The following is a 13,577-nucleotide window of genomic DNA, read 5'->3' on the forward strand; positions in this document are numbered from 1 at the left end:
GTAGGCCAGGGCGCCGACACGCCCGCGCATTGCGGGGAACCCCCGGTAAACATTGCATAACGCTTTGATCTCGGGATCGCTCCCATGGCCGCGGTGTCCCCCGAACGGGCGACACCGCGCAGACAGAACGGATGCCCGCCCCTCCGAGTCGGGAGGAGACGGGCATCCGTCGTCAGTGCGGCCTCAGGCCGGATCAGCCTTCGGCGGGCGCGTCGCCGGGGCCTTCGCTCGCGGCCGCGGAACCCTCCTGGTCGGCGGCCTCCTCGAGCACGGGCTCGAGCGACAGCTTGCCGCGGTCGTCGATCTTCGTGATCTTGACGAGGATCTTCTGACCGACACCGAGCACGTCTTCGACGTTCTCGACGCGCTTGCCACCGGCGAGCTTGCGGACCTCGCTGATGTGCAGCAGGCCGTCCTTGCCGGGCAGGAGCGACACGAACGCGCCGAACGTCGCGATCTTGACGACGGTTCCGAGGAACTGCTCACCGACCTCGGGGTTCGTCGGGTTGGCGATGGCGTTGACCTGCGCACGTGCCGCCTCGGCCGAGGGACCGTCGGTCGCGCCGATGTAGACGGTGCCGTCCTCCTCGATCGAGATCTGCGCGCCGGTCTCGTCCTGGATCGCGTTGATCGTCTTGCCCTTCGGGCCGATCAGCTCACCGATCTTGTCGACGGGGATCTGCACGCTGATCACGCGCGGAGCCGTCGGCGCCATCTCGTCGGGAGCATCGATCGCGGCGTTCAGCACGTTCAGGATCGTCATGCGGGCTTCCTTGGCCTGCGTGAGCGCGGCGGTCAGCACCGACGACGGGATGCCGTCGAGCTTCGTGTCGAGCTGGATCGCCGTGACGAACTCGCTCGTACCCGCGACCTTGAAGTCCATGTCGCCGAGGGCGTCCTCGGCACCGAGGATGTCGGTCAGCGCGGCGTAGCGCGTCTGGCCGTCGACCTGGTCGGAGACGAGACCCATCGCGATGCCGGCGACGGGAGCGCGCAGCGGCACACCCGCGTTCAGGAGCGACAGGGTCGAGGCGCAGACCGAGCCCATCGACGTCGAGCCGTTGGAGCCGAGCGCCTCGGAGACCTGACGGATCGCGTAGGGGAACTCCTCGCGGCTCGGCAGCACCGGCACGAGGGCGCGCTCGGCCAGGAAGCCGTGCCCGATCTCGCGACGCTTCGGCGAACCGACGCGGCCGGTCTCACCGGTCGAGTACGGCGGGAAGTTGTAGTGGTGCATGTAGCGCTTGTGCGTGACGGGCGACAGCGAGTCGATCTGCTGCTCCATCTTGAGCATGTTCAGCGTCGTGACGCCCAGGATCTGGGTCTCACCGCGCTGGAAGATCGCCGAGCCGTGCACGCGCGGGATCACCTGGACCTCGGCATCCAGCGGACGGATGTCCGCCAGGCCGCGACCGTCGATACGGACGCCCTCGCTGAGGATGCGACCGCGGACGATGGTCTTGGTGACCGACTTGTAGGCGGCCGAGAACTCGAGCGTCGCAACGGCGGGGAGCTCCCCCGCCTCGACGGCGGCGAGCAGCTGCGCCTTGACGTCGTCCTTGACGGCGTCGTCGGCGTTCTGACGCTCGACCTTGTCGGCGATCTGGTACACCGGCAGCAGACGATCGTAGGAACGGCCGGCGACGAAGTCGTAGACCTCCTGGCTGTACGCGGGGAAGACCGGGTACGGCTGGATCTCCTTGGCGGCGGTGTTCGCGACGACGTTCTGCGCCGCGACGAGCTCCTTGATGAACGGCTTGGATGCCTCCAGGCCCTGCGCCACGACCTCTTCGGACGGCTTGGTGGCGCCGCCCTTGATGAGGTTCCAGCTGTTCTCGGTGGCCTCGGCCTCGACCATCATGATCGCGACGTCGCCGTCGGGCAGGACACGACCGGCGACCATCAGGTCGAACACCGCCTCCTCCACCTGCGCGGCGTTCGGGAACGCGACCCACTGGTCGGCGTTCTCACCGTGGCCCGGGATGAGCGCGAGTCGGACGCCGGCGATCGGGCCGGAGAACGGCAGACCGGAGATCTGCGTCGAGAGGGATGCCGCGTTGATCGCGAGCGCGTCGTAGAACTCGCCCGGCGCGATCGACAGGACGGTGACGACGATCTGGACCTCGTTGCGCAGGCCGTCGACGAACGACGGGCGCAGCGGGCGGTCGATGAGACGGCAGACGAGGATCGCCTCCGTGGAGGGACGGCCCTCGCGGCGGAAGAACGAGCCGGGGATCTTGCCCGCGGCGTACGAGCGCTCTTCGACGTCGACGGTCAGCGGGAAGAAGTCGAAGCCCTCGCGAGGGTGCTTGCCGGCGGACGTCGCCGACAGGATCATCGTCTCCTCGTCGAGGTACGCGGCGACCGCGCCCTGCGCCTGCTGCGCGAGGCGTCCGGTCTCGAAGCGGATGGTGCGGGTGCCGAAGCGGCCGTTGTCGAGAACGGCTTCTGCGGCGGTGATTTCAGGACCTTCCAAGAGGTCTCTCCTTCTTTGTTTAGACTCGCACGCGCGTTTCGCGCGCGAGATCGTGCGAAGGAGCGGAGCAGGCGGATCCAGACGCGCGGCTGTGCCGCGCCGCCAGCGCTGGCCACCAGTAGAAAGCCACCCTGCGCGTGATCGGGCGACGCCGCACGTCGCGGCACTCGATCACGGAAGAGGAACCCACCACAGGAGACCAGCTTCCCGCCGGTCCGCTCCAGATGCCGCAGAGATTCCACGGCATCCTGTTCCACCCTATCAGCCGTCGCCACGCCCACGTAGGGTGGGGGCATGAGCACCGACGACCAGACGGCGACCGACGAGATGAAGCGCAAGTTCAAGGAGGCGCTCGACAAGAAGAACGCACATCACCGCAGCGGCGAGGCGCACCTCGACGGCGACTCCGCGATCCACGGGACGCACGGCGCCGAGACCAAGCGCACGTTCCGCCGCAAGAGCGGCTGAGACGCAGACACGAGAGACGAGAGCGACATGAGCGACACGAACATCCCCTCCGACGAGTCCGCGGCCCCCGAGCTCGGTGAGGACGTCCCTTCCGTGACGGAGGAGGACGACCTGAGCCGCGCCGAGCAGATCGAGAACGAACGTCGACTCGCGCTCGAGGTCGAGGAGTTCGAGGGCGGCATCCAGGGCTGAGCAGGGCCGATCGGCGCCGATCACAGCGCCGACCACGACGCCGTCCGGCACGCACGAGGGCCCGGCATCCACTGACGGATGCCGGGCCCTCGTGCGCGGCGCTGTGCGATCGCCCGCACGCAGAGATCAGTGCACGCCGGTGCTCTCGCGCGCCCGCCGGCGCTCCTCCTTGGCGGCGGCCTCGTCGAGGGCCGCCTCGTGAAGACCCGCGGTCCCGACCGTGCGGTCGGCGATCGGTGCGCCGTGGTCGTCTCCCGCGAGCGTCGCCTCGTCGAAGGGCGCCCGGCCGGCGAGGACGGCGCGCACCTGCTCGCGATCGACCTGCTTCGTCCAGGTGCCGATGAGCAGGGTCGCCACCGCATTGCCGGTGAAGTTCGTGACCGCTCGCCCCTCGGACATGAATCGGTCGATGCCGACGATGACGCCCACCCCGTTGACGAGGTCGGGACGGAAGGCGTGGAGGCCGCCCGCGAGGGTCGCGAGGCCCGCACCGGTGACGCCTGCGGCGCCCTTCGAGGCGATGATCATGAAGACCAGCAGACCGATCTGCTCGGGGATCGACATCGGCATCCCCATTCCGGAGGCGATGAACAGCGACGCCATCGTGAGGTAGATCGCGGTGCCGTCGAGGTTGAACGAGTAGCCCGTCGGCACCGTGATGCCGACGACCGGCTTCGAGACGCCCAGGTGCTCCATCTTGGCGATCAGGCGCGGGAGCGCCGACTCGCTCGAGGACGTGCCGACGATCAGCAGGTACTCGCGGCCGAGGTACTTCATGAGGCTGAGGATGTTCACCCGGGTCACGGCATACAGCAGGGGGCCCAGGACGACGAAGACGAACACCGCGCAGGTGATGTAGAAGGCGATCATGAGGATGCCGAGGCTCACGATGGCCGCGAAGCCGGTCTTGCCGACGACGGCGGCGATCGCACCGAACGCGCCGATCGGCGCGAGCCACAGGATCATGCCGAGGATCCGGAACACGAGGGCCTGCAGGTTCTTGACGGCGGTCATGATCGGGGCGCCCTTGTCGCCCATCTTCTGCAGCGCGAAGCCGACGAGCAGGGCGATGAAGAGCACCTGGAGCACGCTCTCCCCCGTGAACGCCGAGAAGAACGTCGTCGGGATGATCCCCATGATGAACTCGGTCGTCGACTTCGCCTCGATCGTCGAGGTGTCGTAGGTCGAGGAGCTCATGTCGAGACCGGTGCCCGGGTGGATGACATTGCCCACGACGAGTCCGATGAACAGGGCGAAGGTCGTCATGACCATGAAGTAGCCGAGCGCGAGGCCGCCGATCCGCCCGACCGTCGCGGCCTTCGCGATCGATCCGACTCCGACCACGATCGTGCAGAAGATGATCGGGGCGATCATCATCTTGATGAGGTTGACGAAGGCCTTGCCGATCGGCTCGAGGCCCTTCGCGAACTCGGGCCAGACGAGGCCGACCGTGGCGCCCAGGACGACGGCGACGATGACCGAGACGTAGAGCCACGTGTGTTTGTCCCACGCGCTCTTCCCGCGGCGCCAATTATGACCCGGGAGTCGGAAGGATGTGGTGAGAGCCATGGGGAGCCTCCTGAGGTGAACGGTCGATGTTCGGCGCCACCTCCGTCGGTGGCGATGGATCCAGGGTGCGGCGCTGGCCGCCGGCGCAGCACTTGTGGTCGTATTGGTCTCGCGGCCCACGCCGCGGGAAGGGTGCGGACGATGGAGCGTCGGACGGGTCGCAGCGCAGCGTCGCGGCTGTTCGTCGTCCTCCTGGCGGCGGCCGCCCTGCTCGCCCTCGCCGTCGCGGGCATGCTCGTCGCCGAGGGCCAGCGCGCCGCCGTGTCGGAGGCGGAGCGCGTGACGCGCGCGGTCGCGATCACCCTGACCGTCGACGACACCGTCCGCGCGGAGCTCGCCGCCGGTGACCGCGCCGCGGCGTCGGCGCGGCTGCAGCCGCTGGCGAAGACCGTGATGGACGACGCGCACGTGGACTTCGTGACGATCATGGATGCCGGCGGTATCCGCCTCACCCATCGCGACCCGCAGGAGATCGGCAAGAAGTACATCGGCACGATCCCCACCGCCTCCGAGCCGCTCACCGAGCAGTCCTCAGGGACGCTCGGGCCGTCCGTCCGGACGATCGCGCCCGTCGTGGCGGACGGGAAGACCATCGGCTGGGTGTCCGTCGGCGTCACCCTGACCTCGCTGGCGGCCAGCCTGTCGCCCCGGATCGTGACGGCGGTCGCGGTCGGCGCGGCTCTCGTCGCGGCAGGTCTCGTCGGCGCGGCCCTCCTCGGCCGCGCCACGCGTCGCGTGGCCGGTGACCTCCCCGCCGGGAGCATCCGCGACACCCTGGCATCCGCCGAGTCGATGCGGACGCTCGGTGAGGCGCTGCGCGCGCAGACACATGAGCACGGCAACCGGATGCACACCGCCGTCGCCCTCATCGAACTGGGCCGGACGGCCGACGCGGTGGCGATCCTCACCGATTCCGCCCGACAGTCGCAGGCACTCGTCGATCAGGTCGCCGCGCGCACCGAGGGCGACCCGACCGTCGGCGCGCTCCTCCTCGGAAAGGCCTCCCAGGCGACGGAGCGCGGCGTGCGCTGGGAGGCGCACATCGACAGCGACGCGCCCCGGTCCGTGCTGTCCCCGATCGACGCCGTCGCACTCGTCGGCAACCTCATCGACAACGCGCTGGATGCCGCGGCCTCGGGCGACGAGCCGCGCTGGGTCCGCGTCGGTTTGGCCCGCACGCCGGAGGACGAGCTCGAGGTCGTGGTGTCGGACTCGGGCGCGGGCGTCCCGGACGCGCTGCGCGAGCGGATCTTCGAACGCGGCTTCTCGACGAAGCCGGCGGGCACGGAGGGACGCGGCGTCGGACTCGCACTCGTCCGCGAGATCGTCGACCAGGCGGGGGGATCCCTCGTCGTCGAGGGCGCCCCGCCGACGACGTTCCGCGTCGTCCTGCCGACTCCGGAGACGCACTCATGATCTCGGTCCTGCTCGTCGATGACGAGGCCCTGACCCTCGACCTCCACCGCATGTACGTCGAACGGTGCGAGGGCTTTCGCGTGGTCGCCGAATGTGCGGGCGCGCGCGCCGCGGTGAGCGCGATCCTCGACACCCCTCCCCCCGGCGGGATCGACCTGGTCCTCCTCGACATGACGATGCCCGACGGCACGGGCATCGACGTGCTGCGTCACATCCGCGCGCGGGCCGCCGCGGTCGACGTGATCGCGATCACCTCGGTGCGCGACGCTCAGGTCGTCCGGCAGGCCGTCGCCCTCGGAGCCGTGCAGTACCTCGTGAAGCCCTTCACGTTCGCCGTCTTCCGCGAACGCATGGAGCACTACCGCGCGTATCGCGAGCGGATGCTCCAGACCGCCGGCCTCGCGACGCAGACCGAGATCGACCAGCTCGTCGGGAGTGTCCGCCCGACGGGGACCGTCCGGGTGCCGCAGCCACTGCCGAAGGGACTCTCCTCCGCGTCTCTCGCGCGCGTGACCACCGCCGTCCGAGACGCCGGCCCGCTGTCGTCGGTGGAGGCCGCCGAGCAGCTCGGGATGTCACGCGTCGCCGCCCGCCGCTACCTCGAACATCTCGCCGACGAGGGGCTCGTGGAGCGCGTTCCCCGCTACGGCGGCCGGGGTCGACCGGAGACCGAGTACCGCTGGCAGCGGTGACGGCCCCGCCCGCACCGGCGACGTTGACGGCGCGCGCGTCCGTCAGCCGCGCGGCTCCGCGACCCGCCGACTCTCGCCGCCGCCGGGCAGCTCCACGTATCCCTCGTGCTTCGCGGTGAGGGCGTCGCCGGCCGTACGCCCGCGGACCCGCCGCCACGCCCACGGCAGGGCGTCGCGCGTGAGCCAGGCTCCGGGGGGCGGCACCTCCTCGTCGGCGTGCAGCGCGGCATCCAGAGCGCCGAGCGCGTCGGCGTCGCGCACGCCGAGCGCGTGGGCGACGCGGTAGGCCAGCAGGCGATGTCCGTGCGAGCTCAGATGGACCTTGTCGTGCGCCCAGTTGCCGAGGTCCTCGATCCCCACGAGCTCCGCTCCGCCGACGAAGGTCGCGCCCTGTCTCGCCGCGACCTTCTGCAAGGCATCCGCATAGCGGACGAACCGGCGCACGAGGAGCGCCGCCGGGCGCCGCTGCGGCAGGAACGGCGCGATGACGACCACCGCGGCGCCCTGTGCGCGCAGCGCCGCGACCGCCGTCTCGACCGCGCGCGCAAGCCCGTCGGGGTCGGCGGTGGCGCCGACGAGGTCGTTGGCTCCGATCAGCACGGTCGCGAGATCGGGGCGCAGCTCGATCGCCCGCGGGAGCTGCTCGGAGAGGAGATCGGCCACGCGCCGACTGCGGACGGCGAGGTTCGCGTAGCGCAACGGATGTGCGCTGCGCTCCGCGAGGATCGTGGCGAGTCGGTCGGCCCAGCCCCGCACCTCGCCGGCCGGCATGCGCGACGTGTCCCACAGCCCCTCGGTGATCGAGTCGCCGAGAGCCACGAACCGCCCCGGCGACGGCGCGGGCGGCGCGGCGACGGGGGTCGCCTCTCCCGCATTCTGCGCACGGGCGGTCTCGTAGTGCGCGACGAGCTCATCGACGAGCACCGGCCATGTGCGCCCGTTCACGGCAGCACGTGCCGCCACGCCGAACGCGCGGCGCTTCGCCTCGTCGCCCGCGAGGTCGCTCACCCGCGCGCGCAGATCGTCCAGGTCACCCGGGCGGTACAGCCATCCGTCGACGCTGGAGCGGACGAGATCGACCGGCCCGCCGACGCCGGTCGCGACCACGGGCACACCGCTCGCGTGCGCCTCCTGGATCGTCTGGCCGAACGTCTCGCTCTCCCCGGGGTGGACGAACACGTCGAAGCTCGCGACGGCCTGGGCGAGTTCGAGACCGGAGAGATGCCCGCAGAAGAGGGCCTCCGGCATCCGCTGCTCGAGCCGTGAGCGCAGCGGACCGTCGCCGACGATGACGAGCCGGATGCCGGGAACCTCGCTCAGCGCGGCGAGGTCCTCCACCTGCTTCTCGGCGGCGAGGCGCCCCACGTACCCGACGATCACCCGGCCGGGCGCGATGTGCGCGCGCCACGCGTCACTGCGCCGTTCGGGACGGAACCGCTCGGTGTCCACGCCACGCGCCCACAGGTGCGTGCGCGAGACGCCGAGCGCGTCGAGCTGACGCAGCGACGACGCCGACGGCGCGAGGGTCAGCGTCGCGCGCCGGTGCAGGCGCGCGACGTGCGCCGCCGTGAAGGCCGTCGCCCGCGGAAGCCCGTACCGCCGTGTGTACGCGACGACGTCGGTCTGGTAGACCGCGACGGTGGGCAGGCGCAGGGACTCGGCAGCGGCGAGCGCGCGCCAGCCGAGAGCGAACGGCGACGCAAGATGCACGACGTCCGGTTCGAAGTCCCGCAGGATGCCGGCCAGCCGACCGGCGCGCGCGAGCGCTACCCGCACCTGCGGGTAGCCGGGCAGCGGCACCGACGGCAGCAGGGTGGCGTCCGTTCCGGTCGCCGCGCCGGGTGCGCCGGGTGCGATGATCAGGGTCTCGTGCCCGCGCTCCTCGAGATGGCGCACGGCATGGAGGACGGAGCCGGTGACCCCGTTCATATGAGGCAGGAACGACTCGGCGACGAACGCGACTCTCATGAGTCCAGCGTCGCGCTGCGCGGCTCCCACGACATCGCGGCGCAGGCCTCATCGCCGAGTCTTCGCCGGATGCTCCCCTGCCGGACACCTGCGTGTCGCTTGGGACGACGCCGTTTTCACGCCGTTCATGCGCACGTGGTAGGCAGGTCGAGTGATCGCCCCGTGGCTGGAGTCCCTCGCCGCGTCGCCGTGGGCGCTCGTCCTGATGTTCGCACTGGTCGTCGCGGACGCGCTGCTCGTGGTCGTCCCCGGTGAGGCCGCGGTGACGGCGTTCGGCGCCCTCGCCATCGCACACGGCACCCCTCCCCTGTGGGCGGTGATCGTCGTCGCGGCATCCGCAGCGCTCTGCGGCGATGCGCTCTGCTACCTCGTCGGCCGCACCGTCGGAACGACGCGGTGGGCCTGGATGCGCGGTCCGCGCGTCCAGGCGGCATTCGCGTGGGCGGCTCGGCGGCTCGACGGGAACGCCGCTGTCGTCCTGTTCACGGCGCGTTTCATCCCCTTCGCGCGCCTCGCCGTCGGCGTCACAGCGGGCGCGACGGGCGTCCGGGCGGCACGCTTCTTTCCGCTCGCCGCGTGTGCGGCGACGGCGTGGGCGGCATATCAGGCGCTCGTCGGCGCGGTGATCGCCGCGATCGTCCCGGGCGGCCCGGTCGTCGTCGTGGCGGTGTCCGTCGCGGTCGCCATCGCCTTCGGCATGACGATCGACGCGCTACTCGCGCGGAGGGTCGGCCCTCAGGTGCCGAGTGCGTCCGCCGTCCAGTCGCGTGGTCCGTCGGAGCCGGCCGGGTAGTCCTCGATCGGCACCTCGCCGCGACGCCAGGCGTCGCGGATCGGCTGCACGATCCGCCAGCACTCCTCGGCGGCGTCACCGCGCACGGACAGCATCGCGTCACCGTCGAGGATCGCCGCGAGCACCTCCACGTAGGCGCGGTGGGACCCCAACCCGAGGTCGGCCTCGAGCGTCGCCCGGTGCAGCGCGAAGGGATCGTCGCCGCCGTTGACCGAGACCTCGAGGGCGAGGCGATCGGGCCCCAGCGAGATGCGGACGACTCCGCCGCTCGCGTCGCCCGTGAACCCCGTCGGCAGGTGGCGCACGGGACGCAGCACCACCGTGATCTCAGCCGTCTGCGCGCCGAGCGCCTTGCCGGAGCGAAGCGTGAACGGCACCCCCGCCCAGCGGGCGTTACGCACCTCGAAGACGACCTGAGCGAGCGTCTCCGTCTCGAGCGCGGGATCGACGCCGGGCTCGTCGACGTAGGCGGGGAGGTCCTCACCGCCCGCCCGCCCCGCGGTGTAGCGGGCGCGGTGCGAGAAGCGCACCGGGTTGTCCTCCCAGACGTGTACGGCCCGGAGGACGGCCGCGGTCGCCGAGCGCACGTCCTCGGCCGACAGCGCCGCGGGCGGCTCCATCGCGAGGACGGCGAGCACCTGCAGCAGATGGCTCTGGATCATGTCGTCGAGTGCGCCCGCGTGATCGTAGAACGCGGCGCGCCCCTCGAGACCGAGCGTCTCGTCGAAGCGGATCTCGACACGGTCGACGTGCTCGGCGGACCAGATCGCCTCGAACACGCGGTTCGCGAAGCGCACGCCGAGGATGTCGAGGACCGTCGAGCGCCCGAGGAAGTGATCCACGCGGAAGATGCGCTCCTCGGGCAGGAGCGCGGCGAGGATGCCGTTCAGCTTGCGCGCGCTCTCCTCGTCATCGCCGAACGGCTTCTCCAGCGCGAGGATCGCGTCGGCGGGGAGATCTCCCGGCGAGAGCGCCGCGCACGCCGTCGCGGCAGCGGCGGGCGGCACGGCGAAGTACAGCACGAGGCGCCCCTCTGGAGCGTCCCGGATCACGCGGCGCAACCCCGGCGCCGTCGTCGCATCGACGGAGAGGTACGGGGTGGATGCCACGGAGGCGAACGCCTCCTCGGCGCCGGCCTCGCGGAAGGCATCGCGCACGCGCCGCCGCCACTGCGCATCGCTGAGCTCGGTCCGTCCCGCTCCGACGAGATGGATGCGCCGGTCGGGTTGCGCCTGCAGCAACTCGGCGAGCGCCGGCAGCAGGAGCCGCCGGGTCAGGTCGCCGCTCGCACCGATGATCACCAGGGTCTGCTCACCGCTCATGCCGCCCACGATAGGCCCGCGCGCCGCCCGCGCGCAGGGGGCAGAATCGACACGTGCCGGTCAGCTACACTCCCCCGCCCCTCGCGGACTACGCCCTCCTCAGCAACAGCCGTACCGCGGCCCTCGTCTCGCGGGGCGGCGCGGTCGACTGGTTGTGCCTGCCGCGCTTCGACGCGGCGTCGGTGTTCGGAGCCCTCCTCGGCGGCGCCGAGCAGGGGCAGTGGCTGCTGCGTCCCGCGGATCCCGGTGCGCGCGCAGAGCGCCGGTACGACGGCGACACGTTCACGCTCGTGACACGGTGGACGACCGCCACCGGCGTCGCCGAGGTGCGCGACTGCCTCATCGTCCCGCCGCACGGCCACGAGCCGGACCACCGGGTCGATCTCGTGCGGCGGATCGTCGGCGTCGGCGGCGTCGTGACGTTCGCGCAGGAGCTGCGCCTTCGCTTCGACTACGCCCGCGCCCTGCCGTGGCTGCGACAGACCGGCGATGTCGACGCTCCGGAGCTGACGGCCATCGCCGGACCGGATGCCGTCGTCCTGCGGGGAGCCCAGGTGGATGCCTCCGACCACGTCCACCGCGGCGAGATCGCCGTCACGGCGGGCGAGACGCGCGACCTCGTGCTGACGTGGCATCCGTCACACCGCCCCGCGCCCGCGCCGCTCGATGTCGACGACGCCATCGCACATACCGAGGACTGGTGGGCGCAGTGGGCTGCGCACATCCGCGTCGAGGGCCCCCACCGCGACGTCGTCGTCCGCTCCCTGCTGACACTCCGCGCTCTCACCCACCGCGACACCGGCGGGATCATCGCGGCACCGACGACATCGCTGCCCGAGCAGTTCCAGGGTGCACGCAACTGGGACTACCGGTATGTGTGGCTGCGGGACGCCTCGCTCACGATCGAGGTCCTCCTCGCGCACGGGTTCCAGCACGTCGTGGAGCACTGGCGGCTCTGGCTGCTGCGCGCCATCGCGGGCGACCCCGCCGATCTGCAGATCGTGTACGGCATCGCGGGCGAGCGGGATCTCCTCGAGCGGGAGCTCCCGTCGCTCCCGGGCTACCGGGGAGCCGCGCCGGTGCGCATCGGCAACGGCGCGGCGACCCAGTACCAGGCCGACGTCATCGGCGAGGTCCTCTCCGCGCTCGCGGCGGCGCGCGACGACGGTGCGCCCGAGGCGGAGCTGTCCTGGCCGCTCGAGCGCGCGCTCCTGCGCCGCGCGGAGGCGCATCTCGACGAGCCGGACCGCGGCATCTGGGAGATCCGCGGCAACCCCCGCATGTTCACGCACTCCCGCGCGATGGTGTGGGCAGCGTTCGACCGCGGCATCCGGGGCGTGCGCGCTCACGGCTTGACCGGGCCGGTGACGCGCTGGGAGGAGATCCGCGCGCGCCTGCGCGAGGAGATCGACAGCCGGGGTGTGAGCCGTGACGGGCACTTCGTCCAGCACCGCGACACGGATGCCGTGGACGCGTCCCTCCTGCTCCTGCCGATCTACGGATTCTGCGCACCCGACGACCCGCGCATGCTCGCGACCGTCGCCGAGATCGAGCGCACGCTCATGCCGGACGGACTCGTCCTGCGCTATCGCACCGAGTCGGGCGTCGACGGGCTGGACGGAGAGGAGAACCCGTTCCTCGCCTGCTCGCTGTGGCTCGTGGAGCAGTACGCGGCGACGGGGCGTGCGGCCGACGCGCGTGCGCTGCTCGACCGCGTCTGCGCCTGCGCGAACGATGTGGGGCTCTTCTCCGAAGAGTTCGACGTGCGCGCGGGGCGCCAGGCGGGGAACATGCCGCAGGCGCTCACCCACCTCGCCCTCGTCCGCGCGGCCACCGCCGTCAGCCGCACCGACTGACACGCGAGACGACGGGTTCCGGTGGGGCATGGCCGGGAGGCGTGCGCGCCTGCCGGACAATGGAGACGTGACCCGACTCCCCCGCATCGCCATGCCCGCCCGCCTCTCCGACGCCGAGGGCGCCGATGCCCGCGTCGGCCTCGCGAACGCGATCTTCGACGACGTCGCCGCGCTCGTCCGCGCCGAGGAACTCGACGTCGTCGTGGTGCGGGACGCCGACCTCGCGGGCTTCGACGGGGTCGTCCTCCCCGGCGGCGGCGACATCGATCCCGCGCGGTACGGCGGCGACACCGCGGCATCCGTGTACGACGTCAATCCGGCGCAGGACGACCTCGACCTCGCCGTCGTCGCCGCGGCCGTCACCGCGGGCCTGCCGATCCTCGGAGTGTGCCGCGGACTCCAGGTGTTGAACGTCGCGTTCGGGGGCACGCTCATCGAGGACATCGCGGCGGGCGAGGGCGTCGCGGCTGTGCGGCACACGCCCGGCGACGACGGCTGCGGCGCGCTCGAGTGGACGTGGCATCCCGTCACGATCGCGAGCCCGTCTCGACTGCATGCCGAAGTGGATGCCGACGAGATCGCGGTCGCGTCGGGCCACCATCAGGCGATCCGCGCCCTCGGGGAGGGACTGCGCGCGACGGCGGTCGCCGCCGACGGCATCGTCGAGGCCGTCGAGCACGTGGAGCTGCCGATCATCGCCGTGCAGTGGCATCCCGAAGCCGAGGGGACCCCCGCGCATCTCGCGGGAGCCCCCTTCGCCGTCTTCGCCGACCTCGTGCGCGCCCGGCCCGTCAGGCGGTGAGGTCCGCCCCGTCAGGCCGTGAG

The 13,577-nt window shown here is 71.6% G+C and carries 11 protein-coding genes; 7 read left to right on the forward strand and 4 right to left on the reverse strand.

The genetic code is table 11. The features are described from left to right. Positions 1-193: 193 nt before the first annotated feature. Entirely contained in the window at positions 194-2,476 is a 2,283-nt protein-coding gene (locus J0I43_RS13260; protein ID WP_292864687.1) for a polyribonucleotide nucleotidyltransferase, read from the reverse strand. A gap of 294 nt (positions 2,477-2,770) precedes the next feature. Between J0I43_RS13260 and J0I43_RS13265 the strand changes: the two genes are divergently transcribed. Both J0I43_RS13265 and J0I43_RS13270 read left to right on the forward strand, forming a co-directional pair. After that, complete coding sequence (locus J0I43_RS13265; protein WP_292864690.1) at positions 2,771-2,944, forward strand: DUF5302 domain-containing protein; 174 nt, start codon at positions 2,771-2,773, stop codon at positions 2,942-2,944. Positions 2,945-2,971: 27 nt separating this feature from the next. Next, complete coding sequence (locus J0I43_RS13270; RefSeq protein ID WP_292864693.1) at positions 2,972-3,136, forward strand: hypothetical protein; 165 nt, start codon at positions 2,972-2,974, stop codon at positions 3,134-3,136. 126 nt (positions 3,137-3,262) lie between these two features. On the opposite strand, the gene J0I43_RS13275 is transcribed toward J0I43_RS13270, so the two are convergent. Next, the gene (locus J0I43_RS13275) at positions 3,263-4,705 is read right to left on the reverse strand and encodes a cation:dicarboxylase symporter family transporter (protein ID WP_292864696.1); all 1,443 of its coding nucleotides are present in this window, start codon (positions 4,703-4,705) and stop codon (positions 3,263-3,265) included. Between the two features lie 141 nt (positions 4,706-4,846). On the opposite strand from J0I43_RS13275, the gene J0I43_RS13280 reads away from it, so the two are divergent. Both J0I43_RS13280 and J0I43_RS13285 read left to right on the forward strand, forming a co-directional pair. Beyond that, positions 4,847-6,121: an ATP-binding protein gene (locus tag J0I43_RS13280; protein WP_292864699.1), complete on the forward strand. Its 1,275-nt coding sequence runs from the start codon at positions 4,847-4,849 to the stop codon at positions 6,119-6,121. Further along, on the forward strand, positions 6,118-6,813 hold the full coding sequence (locus tag J0I43_RS13285) for a response regulator (protein WP_292864702.1): 696 nt from the start codon (positions 6,118-6,120) through the stop codon (positions 6,811-6,813). Before J0I43_RS13280 ends, J0I43_RS13285 begins: the two co-directional genes overlap by 4 nt. A gap of 42 nt (positions 6,814-6,855) precedes the next feature. Here the strand turns inward: J0I43_RS13285 and J0I43_RS13290 are convergent, their stop codons facing one another. After that, positions 6,856-8,781: a glycosyltransferase gene (locus J0I43_RS13290; protein ID WP_292864706.1), complete on the reverse strand. Its 1,926-nt coding sequence runs from the start codon at positions 8,779-8,781 to the stop codon at positions 6,856-6,858. 151 nt (positions 8,782-8,932) lie between these two features. Between J0I43_RS13290 and J0I43_RS13295 the strand changes: the two genes are divergently transcribed. Further along, positions 8,933-9,574 (forward strand): VTT domain-containing protein, encoded by a 642-nt coding sequence (locus J0I43_RS13295; RefSeq protein ID WP_292864709.1) that lies wholly within the window; start codon positions 8,933-8,935, stop codon positions 9,572-9,574. Here J0I43_RS13295 and J0I43_RS13300 read toward each other — a convergent pair. After that, on the reverse strand, positions 9,517-10,896 hold the full coding sequence (locus J0I43_RS13300) for a glucose-6-phosphate dehydrogenase (RefSeq protein ID WP_292864712.1): 1,380 nt from the start codon (positions 10,894-10,896) through the stop codon (positions 9,517-9,519). The genes J0I43_RS13295 and J0I43_RS13300 overlap by 58 nt on opposite strands. A gap of 53 nt (positions 10,897-10,949) precedes the next feature. Between J0I43_RS13300 and J0I43_RS13305 the strand changes: the two genes are divergently transcribed. Together J0I43_RS13305 and J0I43_RS13310 are read left to right on the forward strand one after the other, a co-directional pair. Beyond that, positions 10,950-12,752 (forward strand): glycoside hydrolase family 15 protein, encoded by a 1,803-nt coding sequence (locus tag J0I43_RS13305; RefSeq protein WP_292864715.1) that lies wholly within the window; start codon positions 10,950-10,952, stop codon positions 12,750-12,752. A gap of 67 nt (positions 12,753-12,819) precedes the next feature. Next, complete coding sequence (locus J0I43_RS13310) at positions 12,820-13,554, forward strand: gamma-glutamyl-gamma-aminobutyrate hydrolase family protein (protein WP_292864718.1); 735 nt, start codon at positions 12,820-12,822, stop codon at positions 13,552-13,554. The last annotated feature ends 23 nt before the right edge of the window (positions 13,555-13,577 follow it).

It is taken from the genome of Microbacterium sp. (assembly GCF_017305435.1).
Taxonomy (GTDB): domain Bacteria; phylum Actinomycetota; class Actinomycetes; order Actinomycetales; family Microbacteriaceae; genus Microbacterium.